This is a genomic window from Pseudomonas sp. TE3895, assembly GCF_056278855.1.
Genome location: NZ_JBWBQE010000001.1, coordinates 5,031,135 through 5,050,611, shown reverse-complemented (window position 1 = coordinate 5,050,611; position 19,477 = coordinate 5,031,135). Strand labels below are relative to the sequence as shown.

The following is a 19,477-nucleotide window of genomic DNA, read 5'->3' as shown; positions in this document are numbered from 1 at the left end:
TAGGGGCGATGGACAAGGCGCGTATTGATTTGCGTCAAGTGAGCACGGCACTTTTGTCCAGGTGCGGTGCACTAATCACTCATAAGCCATTTGAGGAACTGCGATGAACGAAACCGCGCTACAGAACAAAGCCCTGGCAGTACTCTTGGCGTTGGTGACCATTGCCTTCTTCTGGATTCTTCTGCCGTATTACGGCGCAATCTTCTGGGCGGTGATTCTCGGCATTTTGTTCGCCCCGCTGCAGCGTCACTTGCTGATCCGCTGCGGTCGGCGGCGTAACCTTGCCGCGGCCACGTCCACGCTGGTGTGCCTGCTTGTGGCGATCCTGCCGGTGATCATCACCAGCGCCCTGCTGGTTCAAGAGGGCGCCACGCTGTACCAGCGCATCGAAAGCGGGCAACTGGACATCGCCGGTTACGTCGAGCGCGGCAAGGACATGCTCCCGGCATTCGCCCAGCGTGGCCTGGACAATATGGGCATGGGTAACCTCGACGGGCTGCGTGACAAGATCGCCAAGTGGGCAACCCAGGGTAGCCAGGTATTGGCCAGCCAGGCGTTCAGCTTTGGGCAGGGCACATTCGAGTTCCTGATCAGTTTTGGCATCATGATGTACTTGCTGTTCTTTTTCCTGCGTGATGGTCCGGAAGTCGCGCGCCGGGTGCGGATGGCCGTCCCGCTGCCCGAGCACCAGAAGCGTCGTTTGCAGTTGAAGTTCAATCGTGTGGTGAGGGCGACGGTGAAGGGCAACGTGCTGGTGGCCATTACCCAAGGTGCGTTGGGAGGCTTTATTTTCTGGGTGCTGGATATCCCGAGTGCGTTGGTGTGGGCGGTGCTGATGGCGTTTCTGTCGCTGCTGCCGGCGGTGGGCGCGGGCATTATCTGGGCGCCGGTAGCGGCGTATTTCCTGCTGACCGGGGCGATACTGCCAGGGGTGGTGCTTACCGCGTTCGGGGTGCTGGTGATCGGCCTGGTGGATAATGTGTTGCGGCCAATCCTGGTGGGCAAGGATACGCGCATGCCGGACTACCTGATCCTGGTGTCGACCCTTGGCGGGCTGGCGGTGTTCGGCCTAAACGGCTTCGTGATCGGTCCGTTGATCGCGGCGCTGTTCGTCTCCAGCTGGGCGATCTTTGCCGCGACCAAACCGCGGGTGCAATTGCCACAATAACGTTCTAGCTCAGGTTTGTCGGCCGTAGGAGCGGGTTTACCCGCGAAAGGGCCGGGCCTGCTGGCCAATCTCCACCCGCCGTTCACCGTTGCCGCCGCTAGCGTATTCGCGGGTAAACCCGCTCCTACGACGGATCGGGGGTGGACACAGGTCGGTGGTTGGGCACAGGCCGCGTGTAGGAGCGGGTTTACCCGCGAAAGGGCCGGGCCTGCTGGCCAATCTCCACCCGCCGTTCACCGTTGCCGCCGCTAGCGTATTCGCGGGTAAACCCGCTCCTACGCCGGATCGGGGGTGGACACAGGTCGGTGGTTGGGCACAGGCCGCGTGTAGGAGCGGGTTCACCCGCGAAAGGGCCGGGCCTGCTGGCCAATTTCCACCCGCCGTTCACCGTTGCCGCCGCTACCGTATTCGCGGGTAAACCCGCTCCTACGCCGGATCGGGGGTGGACACAGGTCGGTGGTTGGGCGCAGGCCGCGTGTAGGAGCGGGTTCACCCGCGAAGAGGCCGGGCCTGCTGGCCAATTTCCACCCGCCGTTCACCGTTGCCGCTGCTACCGTATTCGCGGGTAAACCCGCTCCTACGCCGGATTGGGGGTGGACACAGGTCGGTGGTTGGGCACAGGCCGCGTGTAGGAGCGGGTTCACCCGCGAAGAGGCCGGGCCTGCTGGCCAATTTCCACCCGCCGTTCACCGTTGCCGCTGCTACCGTATTCGCGGGTAAACCCGCTCCTACGCCGGATTGGGGGTGGACACAGGTCGGTGGTTGGGCACAGGCCGCGTGTAGGAGCGGGTTCACCCGCGAAAGGGCCGGGCCTGCTGGCCAATTTCCACCAGGCGTTCACCGTTGTTGCCGCCACCGTATTCGCGGGTAAACCCGCTCCTACACCTGATCGAGGGTGGACACAGGTCGGTGATTGGGCGCAGGCCGCTGTAGCAACGGCCTTGTGTCGCACAAGGGCCGCTACCACTGCGAAAACGCGAGGGTCAGAAGGCTTGCGGCATCTCGCCCTTGGCCAGGCGCCGGTTGATGTCGGCAATCACTTCGGGCAGGTCGTTGATGGTGTCGATCAGGTAGTGCGGGCGGGAGCCGGCAAACAGTGCATGGATGCGCTGGCGCTCGCTTTCCAGTTTCTCGGCACTCAACGCCCGGAAGCCTTCCCAGGTCAGGCCCAGGGCATTGCCCGAACAGACCAGCGCCACGGTCCACATGCCGGCACGGCGGCCTTCAAGAATGCCTGGCACGGTGTCGTCCACCTTCACGCAGGCCGCTACATCGTCAATCCCCAGCGCAATCACGTTGGCCAAGGCCTGGGCCGGCCATGGTCGGCCGTTCGGGGTTTCGTCGGTGGCCACGACATGGTCGGCTACGTAGCCGTTCTGCGCCGCCAGTTCCACCACCTTGTCCATCACCACTTTCGGGTAACCCGAGCACGAGCCGATCTTCAGGCCGTCCTGGCGTAGACCGGTGAGGGTGTCCAGCGCACCGGGGATCAGTGCCGAGTGCACGGCGATCTTCTCGATCTGCAGCGGCATGAAGCGGTTGTAGATGGCGGTGACGTCATCATCGGTCGGGGTACGGCCGAACACCTTGCGGTAGCGCTCGGCAATTTCCGGTACGTCGCACAGGGTGCGGATATGGTCCCATTTGCCCATGCCCATCGGGCCTCGGGCTTCTTCGATGGACACCTGCACGTCGAACTCGGCAAAGGCCTCGACAAAGATCTGGGTGGGGGCGAATGAGCCGAAATCGACCACGGTGCCAGCCCAGTCGAGGATGGCGGCTTGCAGTTGGGTGGGGTTGTTGTAGTTCATGTGCGCTAACTCCTGAATTCGGGTGGGCAAAGCGTCAGATGTCCAGCACTTCCATTTCCCGCAGCACCTCGGCCACGGCATTCACGGCGGCCTGCATGCCGTCCGCCCCGACCACGCCGATGCAGCCGACGCGGAAGGTTTCGACCTGGGTCAACTTGCCCGGGTAGAGAATGAAACCCTTGGCCTTGACCCGCTCGTAGAAGTCCTTGAACTGGTAGCGGGCATCGGTGGGGGCGTGGAAGGTGACGATGATTGGCGCCTGGATCTCAGCAGGCAGGAAACTGCGCAGGCCGATGGCTGCCATGCCGTCGAGCAGCGTCTTGCAGTTGTCTGCGTAGCGCTGGTGGCGGGCCGGAAGGCCACCTTCCTCGTTGTATTGCTGCAGTGCTTCGTGCAGGGCCGCGACCACGTGGGTAGGCGGGGTGAAGCGCCATTGCCCGGTCTTGGCCATGTAGGCGTGCTGGTCGTGCAGGTCCATGGCCAGCGAGTGGGCATTGCCTTCGGCGGACGCCAGGGCGTTTTTTTCGGCGAAGACGAAGCCCATGCCGGGTACGCCTTCCAGGCACTTGCCGGAGGCTGCGATCAGCGCTTCGAAGGGGATTTCGCGGGCATCGATCGGCAGCGCACCGAACGAGCTCATGGCATCGATGATCAGGCGCTTGCCATGGTGTTTGATCACCTGGGCGATTTCGGGCAGCGGGTTCAGGATGCCGGTGCTGGTTTCACAGTGGATCAGCGCCACATGGGTGATGGCCGAGTCTTCGGCCAGCAGCCGGTCGACGTCGGCGGCGGTGGTCGGCTGGTCTTCGGCCGTTTCGAAGGTGCTGTAGGTGCGACCCAGCACTTTGCAGATCTTCGCCAGGCGCTGGCCGTACGCGCCGTTGATCAGTACCAGAACCTTGCCATCGCGTGGCACCAAGGTGCCGATGGCCGCTTCCACGGCGAAGGTGCCGCTGCCTTGCAGGGGCACGCAGTGGTGGCTGCTGGCGCCGTCGATGATGGCCAGCAGTTGTTCGCAGACGCTGGCAGTCAATTGGTTGAAGTCACGGTCCCAGGAGCCCCAGTCCACCAGCATGGCTTGGCGGGTGCGGATTGATGTGGTCAGGGGACCTGGGGTCAGCAGAATAGGGGCGTTGCTCATTCCGTTATTCCTCACAAGCGGTGGGCTGAAACTACGGGGCCTAGGTTGCAATTCGCACTGTCATCAATCAAATTGTTTGTTGTTATCCCAGCTATAAGTCAGGCCGATAAATATGAACCTGTTTCAGCTACGCGCCTTCGACGCCGTGGCCCGTGAGGGCAGCTTTACCCGTGCTGCCGAGCGCCTGTTCATCAGCCAGCCGGCGGTGACCGGGCACGTCAAGGCCCTGGAGGAGCACTACCAGATCACCTTGTTGCGGCGTACTGCACGGCGCGTGGAGCTGACCGAGGAGGGCACGCGCCTGGCGGCCATCACGCGCGCCATGTTCGGCCTGGCCGAAGAAGCGCAGGCTATGCTCGAGGCCAACCGCCAGTTGCTGACCGGGCGCCTGGAGGTAGCCGCCGACGGCCCGCATCGGGTCATGCCGATGCTGGCGCTGCTGCGTGAGCGGTACCCTGGTGTCACCGTCAACTTGCGCCTGGGCAATGCTCAGGAGACCTTGGCTGCGCTGCTCGGCGAGCATGCCGACGTGGCGGTGCTGACCGAAATAGAGCCGCGCAAGGGGCTGCATCTGCAAAATCTCTGTGAGTCGCGCCTGTGTGCGTTGTTACCGGTGGGGCACGCCTGGGCCAGCGCGCGGGAGGACTTGCCGTTGGCCGAGCTGCACCAGCAGATCATGGTGCTGCGCGAACCCAGCTCCACCACCCGGCGCACCTTCGACAAGGCCTGCATCAAGGCGGGCGTGCATCCGCGTGTATTGCTGGAGCTGGACAGCCGGGAGGCGGTAACCGAGGCAGTGGCCTCGCAGCTGGGGATTGGCGTTGTTTCTTCCACTGAAGTGGCCAATGATCCCCGTGTGGTGGCACGACCATTGGCCGGCGAGGGCCTTGTCAACCAACACGTAATCGGCTGCCTGGAGCGTCGTCGCGAACTGCGCCTGATTCAGGCATTCCTGAGCCTGGCAGCGGGGCTATGATGGCTGTTTGCTGCGGGGCACCCTAGGCTCTGTATGAAAAGCCTTGATACTCGGTGATGCTGCGTTGAAAACAGCCTCGGAATGCTCATTTACAACCCGTAAACTCCGCTTCCTCGGCTGTTTTCGCCTTGCCTGACCTTCGTCTCAAGGCTTTTCATACAGACCCTAATATGGCCGGCAATCAGCCGACAGGACCGTCGATGAGCGACAAAGACACCATTTCCATGCAGCTGGTGCGCGAGGCGCTGTTGCAGACCTGCCCTGCCGGTGAGCCTGACAGCGGGTTGCTGGCCAGGGCGGGTATCGCCGTTGAACAATTGCACCTGCCAGAGGCAAGGGTCAGTGCCGAGTCCTATGCCCGCCTGTGGCGCTTGCTGGCCCGGCGCTGCAACGACGAGTTTTTCGCGATGGACCCGCGCGGTCTGCGCAGTGGCAGCCTGGCATTCATGTGCCGTGCCAGCATGGGCCAACCAACCCTGGGTGCAGGCCTGGACACCTCGCTGGCATTTCTGTCGCTGATGCTTCAAGACATGCAGCCCAGCCTGGTGCGCCAGCAAGGCCTGGCCGAAATTGTCATCAATGAGCCGCGTGACGAACCGCGCCGCGCGTTCACCTATTTCACGTTCTGGATGATCGTGCATGGGGTGGCCTGCTGGCTGGCCGGGCGGCGCATCCCGATTTTGAGCATTGATCTGCGTTGTGCCGAACCACCCTTTTGCGACGACTACCGGGTCATGTTTTCGGAGAACCTGCATTTTGAGCGTCCACGCACACGCATGATCATTGCTTCGCAATGCCTCGACTTGCCCCTGCGGCGCAGCGAGGAGGAGCTGCAGCGTTTTCTGGCCGAAGCGCCGGGCAATATCCTGGTCAAGTACCGTGACCCGGCCAGCCTCGGGCGGCGTATCCGCACCGACCTGTTGCGCCTGGCCCCTGAGCAATGGCCCGATGCTGACCGCCTGGCCCGGCAGCTGTGCCTGTCGCCATCGACCCTGCGGCGGCGCCTGGCAGAAGAGGGGCAGAACTACCAGGGCTTGAAGGACAGCGTACGACGGGAGCTGGCGATCGCCTGGCTCAGCCAGGAAGACGTGGCCATGGGCGAGCTTGCCGAGCGTTTGGGGTTCGCCGACAGCAGCTCGTTCTATAAGGCATTTCGCAAGTGGTTCGGATGCAACCCAGGGCATTATCGGGCATTGATCCAGGCGCGAGGGGCAGGGCACTGAAGGGCGAACGCTTCCTGCCGTAGTGCATTACCGCGCGGGCCCAGAAGGCTTACCGAGCAGGCGCCGATCGAACCCGTTCCCTCTGCATCCTGGTCCGGCATTTGAACAACATGGTTGGCTTCGTCAAATAGCTGTGGAACCCACCATGATTATCAATGCGACTGACCATGACCCATTCATCGGTGCCCGATTACCTGAGTGGCTCAAACGCGCGTCCAGGGGCCAGATCAACACCCTGCGCACCAGCCTGAACGCGCACCACGCCAGCCAGGCACGCTTGAGTGGCCTGACACTTGAGTTACTGCCGCTCCAGCAGTTTGCCGAGAAGCACCTGGCGGCGTTGCTGGATGCACCGTTGCCGGACGGGCAGGTATTAGCCCAGCTCGAGTGGCTGCGGGTGGCGCCACGCTTCGGCACACTGCCAGGTACCTTGCAACAGACATACGGGTACAGCCAGGCGCGTGAAAACGGGTTACTGCGGCTGATGCGCAACTTTGCTGCGAATACCCGCTACTACGAGGGCACTGGGCTGGTTTTGCCAGGCAGCGATAAACCATTGAATGCATCGCTGGAAGGATTGATTACGGCCTGTCGCAATCTGGACGTTGGTCAGCGTTATCAGGACGCGTTGCAAAGGATCTTTCCGCCAGCTACCCAGGCGGTGCTGGCTGAAGACAAACGTTCGGGGTTGAAGCTGGCGACCGAGCTTGCGGCTTTGCAGGGAAACATAAGCGTCGATGTGCAGCTTGCCTTGCGTGAGGTGGTGGACCCCGCTCAGGAACGGCGACAACAAGGCCTCGAAGGCAAACCCATGCTGTTGAGGGCAATAGGGAGACCTGTGGTCGATGGCTTGCTGATTCACCTGCAAGACAAGGCGGGAAATGAACGGGGCATCGTGCTTTACCTGCCTGGTGATCCCCGGCAGGCATTGCGGTTTTTCGACAATGCCGCCGCCATGAACAGTACCGTGGCAATGTTGTTGCAAGATCCGGGTTACTGGCAGTTCTTCACACAGCTCATCAGCCTTGAGCACCGTGCAGGTTTTGTCAGTACCCTTGGCAAGCGCCTGAAAGACAAGCTGCCGGACCTGGAGCTTGAGGGTGAAACACCTGGAGGAGGGATCTTCACGCAACTGGCGACTCGGCAAGTGCAACGGGCCAAGGAAGATGCCCGGTTGCTGCTGGTACCGACTGCCGACGCTGATAGCCTGGCGGTAAGCGCCAGACACGCTGAGTGGAAAGCGGCAGGTCTGGACCTGGTAAACCTCGCCGGCTTGTTCATCCCGGCTGTGGGCGGCGTGCTGCTGGGTCAGGTGGTTGCCCAGACGTGCGCTGAAGTGTTCGAAGGGACACGGGATTGGTCGAGAGGGCACCAACACGAAGCGCTGCAGCATCTGCTGGGGGTTGCCGAAACCTTGGCGGCTACCGCTGCGACGGTGGCGGGTGTCAGTTTTGTGCGCAGTGCGTTTGTCGCGGGCCTGGAGCCGGTAAGCCTTGGGAATGGGCGCGGTCGCCTGTGGCAGTTCAACGCCAGGAATTATCGATCACTGCCGGGCGCTATCGACCTGGTTGACGAGGGACGCTATGGCGAGGTGGGCCGCCGCTGGGTCCGTATCGATGGGCGCAACTTCGAAGTGCATCAGCCTATCGCCGATGGCCCCTATCGCCTGCGCCATGTAGCGAGTGAGGGCGGCTACGGGCCGGTCGTGTTGCACAATGGTGAGCGTGGCTGGCAGCTGATGCGTGAGCAACCACTCAGCTGGCAGGCGCCTGCTCGCATGCTGGATGCATTATGGCCACAGCTTTCCCCTGTCGACGCGCATCAGGCCGAGCAGATAATGCGGGTGGCAGGTATCGATGCAGACTTGTTGCGCGGCGTTCTCGTGGAGAATCGCCCGGCGCCGGTGAGCCTTGGCCAAACCTTGCGCGCCTTCCAGGCGCATGCACGCATTCAAAGGTTTTTCGAGCGTGTTCGGCTGAAGGCGTTGATGCCATCGGACAGTGAGCTGCTGGCCTGGTGTGAAGCAAGGCCAGGCGTGGGCGCCGGACTGGAGCAGATGCGGGTGCATGAGGCCGGGTTGCGGCCGCAATTGTTTGCTCACCTGACAGAACAGTCACTGGCAGCAGACCCGCTGAGCATGTTGGTAAAACGGGACTTCCCGGGTTTGCCTTCGGCCTACATAAATGAAGTAACCGGGCAAGCGCACGAGCTTGAGCACCAAATGGCGCGGGTCGAGCGGCGGCTGCCATTGCCGTGCGCGAATAACGCCCGTTCGCTCTTGCGTCTGGCTCGGCTGAGCCGGGGGCTGGCTGGATTGTATCTGAGCTCAGCTTACAGTGACGTCACCGGCGAGTTGGCCCTTGCGTTGCTGGATAGCTTCGAACTCGAGCAACTTGACCTCGACTTGCGTGACAGCGGGCTGGATGGGCGGTCTATCAGGCGCCTCGGTAGCGGCGGGCGAACCGAGGCAAGAAGAATAGTGGTCCGGCATGAAGGCAGGTTTCTGATCTACAACGGGTCAGGTGTGCCACATGTGCTTATTGCTGACGAGCCGGGATGTATCTTCGAGGCGCTTTTTGCCGCACTGACATCAGAGCAGCGGGCAGCGATGCAACTGGTGGGCAGTGCGGCGGCGAGCCAACTGCGTGAGAAGCTTCTGGCGCGGTTACCCGCTTCCCATTGGGATATCGCGCGCATGCTCGGCTGGCCAGAGGAGCAGGCCTGGCTCAATCCAGGGCGTCGCATGGACGATGGGCGCGTGGGATACCCGCTCAGTGGCCGCCCTGGCGCTGCACCCAGGGATGAGCGGGCGATCATTCGTGACCAGCTACGGTCGCTTTATCCTGGCCTGGACGAGGCCGCGCTCGATGTGGAGCTGGCGCGTGTGCAACAAGGCCCGCAGCCAGTCTTCGAGCGCCTGGTAGAACTGCAGGAAGCCCATGACCAACTGGTGCTGTACCTGAATCGCTGGGTCGGTGCCGAGTTGCAGGAGGGTCGACGCGCCGCCCGCAGGTTGACGGCCGATAGCATCCTGCGAGCCTGGCGACTGCAGGGCGAGCCTGTTTCGGCCGGCGAGGGGCAAACACAAGGGCAGCGCTTGTCGATGAGCGGTTTGAGTTTGCGCACACTGCCGGCACTGCCGCCGAACATCGATTTCCATCGCATTACCCTGCTGAGCGTGAACGACACCCGGATTACTGACATACCGGTCGAGTTCCTTCGCCCCTTCACTGCCCTGACGCACCTGAACCTCAACAACAACGCGTTGATGCGTCTACCAACAGGCATTGCCCATTTACCGAATCTTCAATCGCTTCGGTTGGCGCATAACGAGATACGCCTCGATGCCCAGGCGATCGGCGTTTTGCATGGTTTGTCCAACCTTGCGCATCTTGATCTCAGCCATAACCGGCTGGAAGCGCTGGACATGAGCTTTCATCAACTTTCTCGGCTGACTAGCCTGAACCTGCGTCATTGTCGCCTGGGCAGTTGGCCGCGTCGCCTGGAGCTCTGTGGTCTACTCGAGTGTGCTGACCTGCGCAACAATCAACTCCGCGAAGTGCCCACCGAGATCCAGCTGATGCCTTATGCATTTCGACGCGCCATTCTGATAGAAAACAACCCCTTGTCGGTCATGCAGCAAAGAGGGTTGTATGCACTCGATGTGATCGAAGAGCACCGGCACTCCCCTGAGCAGTTGGGTTCAGTTGACCTGGTCAGGGCCCGTACGCGTTGGGTAGGCCATACGGATGCGACGGTTCAGGCCGAGCGGGAGGGCGTGTGGCTGCGGTTGCTGGAGCAAGCGGGTAGCAGCGGGTTGTTCAGGTTGTTGGCTCGCCTGGATATGACAGCGGACTACAGCGAAGCGGGTGAAGGGCGGGATGCGCTGGTTGAGGGCGTATGGACACTGCTGGCTACGCTGGACGGCGACCCGGTGCTGTGCCGGCGGATCTTTGAGCAGGCCGGCCGGCCGCTGTCATGTTCGGACGCCGTTGCCAGTCACTTCAGTGCACTGCAAGTATCGGTGAGGCAGGCGCAGGCAGAAGCCGCCGCAGCCAACCCTGAAAGCAGGGGAGAGCTGCTCGAACTGGGTAGGCAACTGTTCCGGCTGGATCAACTGGAAGGGATTGCCTACCAGGATGGCCGGCAGCGTCTGGCTGCCAGTGAACATATTGACCAGTTGGCATTGGGGCTGGCTTACAGGGTGCAACTTCGTAGCCGGTTGCAGCTGCCCAACCAGCCATATGCCATGCGCTATCCCGAAGCTGTCGCGCTGACACAGGCCCAGATAGAGGATGCGTTCCTGCGGGTTACGCGCGCGCAGACCATCGAGGGCCTGACCGATAGCCTGAGCCAGCGCGCGTTCTGGCGACGTTACCTGCGCCAGCAACATGACCAAATGTTCGATGCCCTCAGTGCGGACTACACGCGACGCACGCTTGAGCTGCAGGCTCAACGTCCTGTCTTGGCGCCGGCGGCCTTCGAGCAGCAACTACACCGGCTGCAGGCACAGCAGGATCTCGACATCGAGCGCCTGGTCGCAGGGCTCACCCAGTCCTACCTGCGTGCAGCCGAGCGCGCAGAGGGGTGACTGGCGGCGGCCAAACCAGTCATCCAGATTGACAGCTTTGGCCATTGCCGCCGCGCATGAGCGGCGCGAACATCGTCGGACCGATGCTTCAACTCCAAAAACAAGAAACCAGGAGTCCGATGATGCGCGATTACGCCGAGGCCGCTCGCACGTTTGACCATGACCAGGCCGTTGTGGCGGCATTGCACGGCAACCTTGAAGCCCTTAATGCCTGTGTCGAATGCTGTGACCGCCATGCCGGTGACGGCAAGCTGGCACTGATTCATGAAGACCGCGATGGTAACAGCGCGCGCTATAGCTTCGATCAGCTTCAGGTGCAGGCTGCCCGGTTCGCCAATGTGCTAAAGGCGCAGGGGGTAGGCGCAGGCGACCGGGTTGCCGGCTTGATGCCGCGCACCCCCGAACTGTTGGTGACCATCCTCGCTACCTGGCGCCTCGGGGCGGTTTACCAGCCCTTGTTCACCGCGTTCGGCCCCAAGGCCATCGAGCACCGGCTTGAGCAATCCCATGCCCGAGTGATAGTCACCGATAGCCACAACCGCGCCAAGCTGGACGATGTGCACGTCTGCCCGACCATCATCACTGTCAAGGCCCGCAGTGGTGAGCTGGACTTCCAGCAATGCCTGGAGCGCGCAGCGGACGTATGTGAGCCGGTGATGCGCTCAGGCAACGATCCATTCCTGCTGATGTTCACTTCTGGAACCACTGGCCCGGCAAAACCCCTGGAAGTGCCACTGCGTGCGATCGTCGCGTTTCAGGGCTACATGCGTGATGCCATCGAGCTGCTGCCCGAGGACAACTTCTGGAACCTGGCCGACCCGGGTTGGGCTTACGGCTTGTATTACGCCGTTACCGGTCCGTTGTCGCTGGGGCATGCCACCACGTTCTACGATGGCCCGTTCAGTGTCGAGAGCTGCGCCCGGGTGATCGACAAGCTGGGTATCACCAACCTGGCCGGCTCGCCCACCGCGTATCGCTTGCTGATTGCGGCGGGCAAAGATTTCTCGGCACCGATCAAGGGCCGCCTGCGGGTGGTCAGCAGTGCCGGCGAACCGCTGAACCCCGAGGTGATCCGCTGGTTCGCCGACGAGCTGGGTGTGACCATTCACGATCACTACGGCCAGACCGAACTGGGCATGGTGCTGTGCAACCACCATGGCCTGCAGCACCCGGTGCACCTGGGCTCAGCCGGCTATGCCATCCCCGGCCACCGCATCGTGGTGCTGGACGAGCAAGGCAACGAACTGCCAGCCGGCCAGCCAGGCATCCTCGCCGTTGACCGTGAGCAGTCGCCGCTGTGCTGGTTCGGCGGTTACCACGGCCTGCCGACCAAAGCCTTCGTCGGCAAGTACTACCTCAGCGGCGACACTGTCGAGCTGAACCCGGATGGCAGCATCAGCTTCGTTGGCCGTAGCGACGACGTGATCACCACCTCCGGTTACCGGGTGGGGCCATTCGATGTGGAAAGCGCGTTGATCGAGCACCCGGCGGTGATCGAGGCAGCGGTGATCGGCAAGCCCGACCCGGAGCGCACCGAGCTGATCAAGGCGTTCGTGGTATTGGCCAGCGGCTACGCCGGCAGCGTCGAGCTGGAAGAAACCTTGCGCCAGCACGTGCGCCAGCGCCTCTACGCGCATGCCTACCCCAGGGAAATCGAATTCGTCAGCGAGCTGCCCAAGACCCCGAGCGGCAAGCTGCAACGCTTCATCCTGCGCAACCAGGAAGTCGCCAAACAACAAGCGCAACAGGCCACCCCTGCCAGCGTCTGAAAGGAAAGTACTCATGCACATAGCCAATAAACATTTCATCGTCAGCGGCGCCGCTTCCGGGCTGGGTGCCGCGACTGCACAGATGCTGGTCGAGGCTGGCGCCAAGGTCATGCTTGTCGACCTCAATGCCCAGGCTGTCGAAGCCAAGGCCCGCGAGCTGGGCGACAACGCCCGTTTCGCCGTGGCTGATATCAGTGACGAGCAGGCGGCCCAGTCGGCTGTCGATGCAGCTGTCAGCGCCTTTGGCAGCTTGCATGGGTTGGTCAATTGTGCCGGCATCGTCGGTGCCGAGAAGGTGCTGGGCAAGCAGGGCCCGCATGGCCTGGCCAGCTTCGCCAAGGTCATCAACGTCAACCTGATCGGCAGCTTCAACCTGTTGCGTCTGGCTGCGGCGGCCATGGCCGAAGGGGCTGCCGATGAGAGCGGCGAGCGTGGGGTCATCATCAACACGGCCTCCATTGCCGCCTATGACGGCCAGATTGGCCAGGCCGCCTACGCTGCCTCCAAGGGGGCCATTGCCAGCCTGACCTTGCCGGCCGCGCGCGAACTGGCACGCTTCGGCATCCGCGTGATGACCATCGCTCCGGGCATCTTTGAAACCCCTATGATGGCCGGCATGAGCGATGAGGTACGTGCTTCACTGGCTGCCGGCGTACCGTTCCCGCCCCGCTTGGGCCGCCCGCAGGAATACGCCGCGCTGGCCCGCCACATCATCGAGAACAGCATGCTCAACGGTGAGGTCATCCGCCTCGACGGTGCGCTGCGCATGGCTGCCAAGTAAGGAGAGCGAACATGACCCTCGCCAATGACCCCATCGTTATCGTCAGCGCCGTGCGCACGCCCATGGGCGGGTTGCAGGGCGACCTCAAGAGCCTGACTGCGCCGCAACTGGGCAGCGCCGCCATTCGTGCTGCCGTGGAACGGGCCGGCATCGATGCCGCCGGTGTCGAGCAGGTACTGTTCGGCTGCGTGCTGCCGGCCGGCCAGGGCCAGGCACCGGCACGCCAGGCCGCGCTGGGCGCCGGGCTGGACAAGCACACCACCTGCACCACCCTGAACAAGATGTGCGGCTCGGGTATGCAAGCCGCGATCATGGCCCATGACCTGCTGCTGGCCGGCACCGCAGACGTGGTAGTGGCGGGTGGCATGGAAAGCATGACCAACGCGCCGTACCTGCTGGACAAAGCCCGTGGCGGCTACCGCATGGGCCACGGCAAGATCATCGACCACATGTTCATGGACGGCCTCGAAGACGCCTACGACAAAGGCCGCCTGATGGGTACCTTTGCCGAGGACTGTGCCCAGGCCAATGCCTTCAGCCGCGAGGCCCAGGACCAGTTCGCCATCGCCTCGCTGACCCGAGCGCAGGAAGCCATCAGCAGCGGCCGTTTTGCCGCCGAGATCGTGCCGGTGGAAGTCACCGAGGGCAAGGAAAAGCGCGTCATCAAGGATGACGAGCAGCCGCCCAAGGCGCGTCTGGACAAGATTGCGCAGCTCAAACCGGCGTTTCGTGAAGGCGGCACCGTGACGGCGGCCAACGCCAGTTCGATTTCCGACGGCGCTGCGGCGCTGGTACTGATGCGCCGCTCCGAGGCCGACAAACGTGGCCTCAAGCCATTGGCCGTCATCCACGGCCACGCCGCCTTTGCCGACACCCCGGCGCTGTTCCCGACTGCCCCGATCGGCGCTATCGACAAACTGATGAAACGCACCGGCTGGAACCTGGCCGAAGTCGACCTGTTCGAGATCAACGAGGCCTTCGCCGTGGTCACCCTGGCGGCCATGAAACACCTCGATCTGCCACACGACAAGGTCAATATCCACGGCGGCGCTTGCGCCCTCGGCCACCCGATCGGCGCTTCTGGCGCACGTATTCTGGTCACCCTGTTGTCGGCCTTGCGCCAGAACAATCTGCACCGGGGTGTGGCGGCCATCTGCATCGGCGGTGGCGAGGCCACGGCCATGGCTGTTGAATGCCTGTACTGAGGTGAACCATGCTGGTAAATGACGAGCAACAACAGATCGCCGACGCGGTACGCGCCTTCGCCCAGGAGCGCCTGAGACCGTTTGCCGAGCAATGGGACAAGGAACATCGCTTCCCGAAAGAGGCCATCGACGAAATGGCCGAACTGGGCCTGTTCGGCATGCTGGTGCCGGAGCAGTGGGGCGGTAGCGACACCGGTTATGTGGCCTATGCCATGGCCTTGGAGGAAATCGCCGCGGGCGATGGCGCCTGCTCGACCATCATGAGCGTGCACAACTCGGTGGGTTGCGTGCCGATCCTGCGCTTCGGCAACGAGCAGCAGAAAGAGCAGTTCCTCACCCCGCTGGCGACAGGTGCGATGCTCGGTGCTTTCGCCCTGACCGAGCCGCAGGCTGGCTCCGATGCCAGCAGCCTGAAGACCCGCGCCCGCCTGGAAGGCGACCACTACGTGCTCAATGGCAGCAAGCAGTTCATTACCTCGGGGCAGAACGCCGGCGTCGTGATCGTGTTTGCAGTCACCGACCCGGAGGCCGGCAAGCGTGGCATCAGCGCCTTCATCGTGCCGACCGATTCGCCGGGCTATCAGGTTGCGCGGGTCGAGGACAAACTCGGCCAGCACGCCTCCGACACCTGCCAGATCGTTTTCGACAATGTGCACGTGCCAGTGGCCAACCGGCTGGGCGCGGAGGGTGAAGGCTACAAGATCGCCCTGGCCAACCTTGAAGGCGGCCGTATCGGCATCGCCTCGCAAGCGGTGGGTATGGCCCGCGCGGCGTTCGAAGTGGCGCGCGACTACGCGAACGAGCGCCAGAGCTTTGGCAAACCGCTGATCGAGCACCAGGCCGTGGCGTTTCGCCTGGCTGACATGGCAACGAAAATTTCCGTTGCTCGGCAGATGGTATTGCACGCTGCTGCCCTTCGTGATGCGGGGCGCCCGGCGCTGGTTGAAGCGTCGATGGCCAAGCTGTTTGCCTCGGAAATGGCCGAAAAGGTCTGTTCGGATGCCTTGCAGACCCTGGGTGGTTATGGCTATCTGAGTGACTTCCCGCTGGAGCGGATCTACCGCGACGTTCGGGTTTGCCAGATCTACGAAGGCACCAGCGACATTCAGCGCATGGTCATTGCGCGCAATCTTTGAAGGAGCAGACTGCATGGCATTCGAAACCATCCTGTTGGACATCCACGGCAAGGTCGGCCTGATCACCCTCAACCGCCCGCAGGCGCTCAATGCGCTGAACGCGCAGATTGTCGGCGAGATCAACCAGGCCTTGGACCAGCTTGAGCGCGACCCGAACATCGGCTGCGTGGTGCTGACAGGCTCGGCCAAAGCCTTTGCCGCTGGCGCCGACATCAAGGAAATGGCCGAGCTGCAATACCCGCAGATTTACGTCGACGACCTGTTCAGCGACGCCGACCGTATTGCCAATCGCCGTAAGCCGATCATTGCTGCAGTGTCTGGATTTGCCCTGGGCGGCGGCTGTGAGTTGGCAATGATGTGCGACTTTATCCTCGCTGCGGACAATGCCAAATTTGGTCAACCGGAAATCAACTTGGGCGTGCTGCCGGGCATGGGCGGCACCCAGCGCCTGACGCGTGCGGTGGGCAAGGCCAAGGCCATGGAGCTTTGCCTGACCGGCCGCCTGATGGGCGCGGAAGAAGCCGAGCGTGCAGGTTTGGTGGCGCGGATCGTGCCGCAGGCAGAGCTGGTGGAAGAGGCGCTGAAGGTGGCGGCGACCATTGCCAGCAAGTCGATTCCGGTGAGCATGATGGTCAAGGAGAGCGTCAACCGAGCATTTGAAGTCACCCTCAGCGAGGGGGTTCGCTTTGAGCGTCGGGTCTTCCATGCGGCGTTCTCCACCGAAGACCAGAAAGAAGGCATGGCCGCATTCATCGCCAAGCGCGAGGCACAGTTCAAGGACCGTTGATCAGACTCGGTTCGTTGCCGTTGCCGTTGCCGTTGCCGTTGCCGTTGCCGTGGCTTTTGCTTCTAAGTGCGCGATAGTTCAGGCGACGCAGATTGCGACTTCAGGAGGCCGAGCGTAGGGCTTGCGAAGGGAGGTGACGGGCATGGATGCCCGTCAAGCGCTGAGGCCCCATGGATGGGGCCTGCAGCGCGTACTCCCGGGAGCAAGCCCGTAGCGAGGGAACCCCGGAGCGTAGCGTAGGGGCCGGATGATGGGAGCGCAGCGTTTTTTGGTTACTTTTTGTCGCGTTTGACAAAAAGTGACCCGCCGTAAGGGCGGAAAGGTGACTATGTGCCACCTGCGCGAATGAATACCTACTTGATGTGAATGCCCACATCCAAGAAGCAAGAAGCAAGAAGCAAGAAGCAAGAAGCAAGAAGCAAGAAGCAAGAAGCAAGAAGCAAGAAGCAAGAAGCAAGAAGCGAACTCGTCTGTTTTGACTCAGCGAACAAGTCCATTTGCGATGGCGACGTTGACTCACCTTTTCGCCCTTACGGCGAGTCACTTTTTGTCAAACGCGACAAAAAGTAACCAAAAAACGCTGTGCTCCCATCATCCGGCCCCTGCGCTGCGCTCCGGGGTCCCCTCACTCCGGCCTTGCTCCCGGCAGGACCGCGCCGAAGGCCCCATCCTGGGGCCTCAGCGCTTGACGGGCATCCATGCCCGTCACCTGCCTCCGCAAGGCCTGCGTTCGGCCTCCTGAAGTCGCGAAGATCAAGATCAAGATCAAGATCTAGATCAAGATCAAGATCAACAGCAACAGCAACAGCAACAGCAACAGCAACAGCAACAGCAGGTGGATGGGCACTGCCAGAATCTCAGTTTACTACTGGCCCTGCAGCTGAGCTGGGGTGCCGACCGGCGGATTGTGAGCAGTGGAAGCAAATTCGCACCCATTTGCAGTTGCTCCACGCGGCGTGGCGCCTTAGACTGCCGCCCCCTGTAAAAGAGTGCCGGTTGGCGCTTGAAGAATTCCGCTGGCGATGCATAGGCATCGACGGCACATGAATCGCCCAAATGCACATTTTTTCATAGAGAAATCGATGACCAAGGAACAGTTGCTGGCCATGTCGGCCGATGACTACATGAACGCCGACCAGCTTGCCTTCTTTACTGAGCTGCTGCAGGCGATGAAAGTCGAAACCCATGAACGCATCGAACTCAGCCGCACCACCATCGAAGGCCTGGACACCCCGTCAGACCCCGCCGACGTGGCTTCGGTCGAAGAAGAACGTAGCTGGCTGGTAAATGCCATCGACCGCGACCAGCGCCTGCTGCCACAGCTGGAAATGGCCCTGGACCGTATTGCCGACGAAAGCTTCGGCTGGTGCGATGACAGTGGTGAGCCTATCGGCCTGAAGCGCTTGCTGATCAGCCCGACCACCAAGTACTGCATCGAAGCCCAGGAGCGCCACGAGCAGCTCGACCGCCACCAGCGTCAGGTATAAACCCGCGCGTGGTGCAAGCCCCTCGAAGCAATTCCTGGGGCTTTTTGCGTTTCTCGTCGATCCGTTTTTGTTACGCCTTACGAAACACTGATGTACCGGGATGCGCTGTTTCCGCGTCACTGTCAGGCGTATCATGGCTTTATCGTTAGGGTGCTAATTAAATTCCGGAGGGAATGATGAATAGCCGAGTCGATGTGGCTGTGATGATAGGATCGGGTGTGCCGGCCACCTTGCAGGCGCTGGGCAAGCGCATTTGCTGGGTAGTGCTGGTCAATGGCGAGCGCCGCGGCACCGCCTTCGCCACGCGCGAAGAAGCGCTTGAGTGTCAGGCTGCCTGGCAGCTGCAACTGAAGAAAGGGCTGGCTGCCTGAAAATGTTTATTGCCTCTCGACGGGTTTCGGTGTTTTCGGGCATATTTGTCCTACAGTAATGCGCACATGGATGCCAGGGCTTGTCTTCTTGCAGGCTCACGCCATTGGTTGCGTTTTCTGGCGAGTGATTTCAGGCATCACGCTTCCCAAGCCGGGAATGAGCCAAACGCCTTCGGTTGAGGGCGATTCTGGCAAACCAGAGTAAAGATTCCTGCGCGCTGCATCGTCAGCGAGCACAGACATTTCGCATATCGCTTTATTACTCTTTTTGCCTATCGATAAGAAATGGCCGTGCCTCCCCGAGCTTGGGTGAGGGCGGGTTGTAACCGGTTGAGGATTACTTCATTGGCAGTCAGCACACTTGATACACATGCGTTGTTCGCTCTGGGCGACTTGCGCGGTAAATTGGCCCAACTGTTTCAGGGCCGCTTCATCTATGTCACCGAACAGAGTCCCGAAGGCCTGTACATGGCCGAAATCGACACCGAGAGTGCACTGGTGGTCGATGACAAGCAGCGCCTTGAACTGAAAGTCGGCGACCACTTTCGTGCTGCCGTATTGCCCAGCCGCGAAGGTGGCAAGCTGGAAATGCGCTTTCGCGACATCAAGTTGAATGTGTATGGCGTGGGTGATTACGCCTTCGTTTCTGTGCCGGAAGGCGAGGGCATCGTATTTCGTGAAGGCCATGGCGTGATGCTGGTATTCGCCGCGCAGCAGCAAGTGCAGGAAGGCCTGGGCAAGTTGCTTAAAGCAGTGACTGGCAAGGTCGCCAAATGGCGCAAGGGTGAACTGACCACCTTCAAGGCCAGTGAATGACCGACAGTCACGTCGCACCAGCCTCGCGGGCCGAGTTTCATCGGCAGCACCAGGCAGATGCCGTGGCTGAGGCAGAACGTTTGCTGGCCGGGCGTGAGAAGTTGCAAGGCGCCTGGTTGACTTGGGTGGCGGCTGAGCTCTATCGCCTCAGCCCGCCACCGTATGCCGCCATGGTCCGGCGCGAGTTGCAGCGCCTCAGCCAAGGTTGAGACGGC

15 protein-coding genes and 1 pseudogene are annotated in these 19,477 nt (G+C 61.9%); 14 read left to right on the top strand and 2 right to left on the bottom strand.

Features of this window, described 5'->3' with window-relative positions:
* The first annotated feature begins 103 nt into the window (after positions 1-103).
* Positions 104-1,168, top strand: coding sequence for an AI-2E family transporter (locus ACZ889_RS22895; protein WP_004576775.1), 1,065 nt, complete (start codon positions 104-106; stop codon positions 1,166-1,168).
* 983 nt (positions 1,169-2,151) lie between these two features.
* Here the strand turns inward: ACZ889_RS22895 and phnX are convergent.
* Entirely contained in the window at positions 2,152-2,979 is an 828-nt protein-coding gene (gene phnX, locus ACZ889_RS22890; RefSeq protein ID WP_003250077.1) for a phosphonoacetaldehyde hydrolase, read from the bottom strand.
* Between the two features lie 34 nt (positions 2,980-3,013).
* A complete protein-coding gene (locus tag ACZ889_RS22885) occupies positions 3,014-4,120 on the bottom strand; it encodes a 2-aminoethylphosphonate--pyruvate transaminase (protein WP_014753879.1) in 1,107 nt (368 codons plus the stop codon).
* Between the two features lie 112 nt (positions 4,121-4,232).
* On the opposite strand from ACZ889_RS22885, the gene ACZ889_RS22880 reads away from it, so the two are divergent.
* The 13 genes and pseudogenes from ACZ889_RS22880 (at position 4,233) to ACZ889_RS22820 (ending at position 19,471) form a co-directional block, all read left to right on the top strand.
* Positions 4,233-5,096, top strand: coding sequence for a LysR substrate-binding domain-containing protein (locus ACZ889_RS22880; RefSeq protein WP_180689544.1), 864 nt, complete (start codon positions 4,233-4,235; stop codon positions 5,094-5,096).
* Between the two features lie 200 nt (positions 5,097-5,296).
* On the top strand, positions 5,297-6,319 hold the full coding sequence (locus tag ACZ889_RS22875; RefSeq protein WP_108190958.1) for an AraC family transcriptional regulator: 1,023 nt from the start codon (positions 5,297-5,299) through the stop codon (positions 6,317-6,319).
* Between the two features lie 145 nt (positions 6,320-6,464).
* Positions 6,465-10,910, top strand: coding sequence for an NEL-type E3 ubiquitin ligase domain-containing protein (locus ACZ889_RS22870; protein ID WP_476257836.1), 4,446 nt, complete (start codon positions 6,465-6,467; stop codon positions 10,908-10,910).
* Between the two features lie 122 nt (positions 10,911-11,032).
* Positions 11,033-12,679, top strand: a complete 1,647-nt coding sequence (locus ACZ889_RS22865) for an acyl-CoA synthetase (protein ID WP_180689546.1) — start codon at positions 11,033-11,035, stop codon at positions 12,677-12,679.
* A gap of 13 nt (positions 12,680-12,692) precedes the next feature.
* Entirely contained in the window at positions 12,693-13,460 is a 768-nt protein-coding gene (locus ACZ889_RS22860; RefSeq protein ID WP_003250091.1) for an SDR family NAD(P)-dependent oxidoreductase, read from the top strand.
* 11 nt (positions 13,461-13,471) lie between these two features.
* Positions 13,472-14,665 carry an acetyl-CoA C-acyltransferase gene (locus tag ACZ889_RS22855; RefSeq protein ID WP_180689548.1) on the top strand — a complete coding sequence of 398 codons (1,194 nt, stop codon included), beginning with the start codon at positions 13,472-13,474 and terminating at the stop codon, positions 14,663-14,665.
* A gap of 8 nt (positions 14,666-14,673) precedes the next feature.
* Positions 14,674-15,801, top strand: coding sequence for an acyl-CoA dehydrogenase (locus ACZ889_RS22850; RefSeq protein ID WP_180689549.1), 1,128 nt, complete (start codon positions 14,674-14,676; stop codon positions 15,799-15,801).
* Between the two features lie 13 nt (positions 15,802-15,814).
* Positions 15,815-16,588 (top strand): enoyl-CoA hydratase, encoded by a 774-nt coding sequence (locus ACZ889_RS22845; protein ID WP_003250095.1) that lies wholly within the window; start codon positions 15,815-15,817, stop codon positions 16,586-16,588.
* A 698-nt stretch (positions 16,589-17,286) separates the two neighbouring features.
* Positions 17,287-17,472 (top strand): annotated as a pseudogene (locus ACZ889_RS22840) (hypothetical protein).
* A 198-nt stretch (positions 17,473-17,670) separates the two neighbouring features.
* A complete protein-coding gene (locus ACZ889_RS22835) occupies positions 17,671-18,075 on the top strand; it encodes a TraR/DksA family transcriptional regulator (protein WP_003250099.1) in 405 nt (134 codons plus the stop codon).
* A 176-nt stretch (positions 18,076-18,251) separates the two neighbouring features.
* Positions 18,252-18,446, top strand: a complete 195-nt coding sequence (locus ACZ889_RS22830; RefSeq protein ID WP_003250100.1) for a hypothetical protein — start codon at positions 18,252-18,254, stop codon at positions 18,444-18,446.
* Between the two features lie 345 nt (positions 18,447-18,791).
* Positions 18,792-19,262: a hypothetical protein gene (locus tag ACZ889_RS22825; protein ID WP_014591718.1), complete on the top strand. Its 471-nt coding sequence runs from the start codon at positions 18,792-18,794 to the stop codon at positions 19,260-19,262.
* Positions 19,259-19,471: a hypothetical protein gene (locus tag ACZ889_RS22820; RefSeq protein ID WP_476257835.1), complete on the top strand. Its 213-nt coding sequence runs from the start codon at positions 19,259-19,261 to the stop codon at positions 19,469-19,471. The genes ACZ889_RS22825 and ACZ889_RS22820 overlap by 4 nt, the downstream gene beginning before the upstream one ends.
* Positions 19,472-19,477: the final 6 nt, after the last annotated feature.

What these genes read in the sequence shown, in the direction of transcription:
- ACZ889_RS22860 (WP_003250091.1), top strand. Translation starts at nt 12,693, where the DNA reads ATGCACATAGCCAATAAACATTTCATCGTCAGCGGCGCCGCTTCCGGG.
- ACZ889_RS22850 (WP_180689549.1), top strand. Translation starts at nt 14,674, where the DNA reads ATGCTGGTAAATGACGAGCAACAACAGATCGCCGACGCGGTACGCGCC.
- ACZ889_RS22895 (WP_004576775.1), top strand. Translation starts at nt 104, where the DNA reads ATGAACGAAACCGCGCTACAGAACAAAGCCCTGGCAGTACTCTTGGCG.
- ACZ889_RS22830 (WP_003250100.1), top strand. Translation starts at nt 18,252, where the DNA reads ATGAATAGCCGAGTCGATGTGGCTGTGATGATAGGATCGGGTGTGCCG.
- ACZ889_RS22855 (WP_180689548.1), top strand. Translation starts at nt 13,472, where the DNA reads ATGACCCTCGCCAATGACCCCATCGTTATCGTCAGCGCCGTGCGCACG.
- ACZ889_RS22880 (WP_180689544.1), top strand. Translation starts at nt 4,233, where the DNA reads ATGAACCTGTTTCAGCTACGCGCCTTCGACGCCGTGGCCCGTGAGGGC.
- ACZ889_RS22845 (WP_003250095.1), top strand. Translation starts at nt 15,815, where the DNA reads ATGGCATTCGAAACCATCCTGTTGGACATCCACGGCAAGGTCGGCCTG.
- ACZ889_RS22865 (WP_180689546.1), top strand. Translation starts at nt 11,033, where the DNA reads ATGCGCGATTACGCCGAGGCCGCTCGCACGTTTGACCATGACCAGGCC.
- ACZ889_RS22835 (WP_003250099.1), top strand. Translation starts at nt 17,671, where the DNA reads ATGACCAAGGAACAGTTGCTGGCCATGTCGGCCGATGACTACATGAAC.
- phnX (WP_003250077.1), bottom strand. Translation starts at nt 2,979, where the DNA reads ATGAACTACAACAACCCCACCCAACTGCAAGCCGCCATCCTCGACTGG.
- ACZ889_RS22885 (WP_014753879.1), bottom strand. Translation starts at nt 4,120, where the DNA reads ATGAGCAACGCCCCTATTCTGCTGACCCCAGGTCCCCTGACCACATCA.
- ACZ889_RS22875 (WP_108190958.1), top strand. Translation starts at nt 5,297, where the DNA reads ATGAGCGACAAAGACACCATTTCCATGCAGCTGGTGCGCGAGGCGCTG.
- ACZ889_RS22870 (WP_476257836.1), top strand. Translation starts at nt 6,465, where the DNA reads ATGATTATCAATGCGACTGACCATGACCCATTCATCGGTGCCCGATTA.
- ACZ889_RS22820 (WP_476257835.1), top strand. Translation starts at nt 19,259, where the DNA reads ATGACCGACAGTCACGTCGCACCAGCCTCGCGGGCCGAGTTTCATCGG.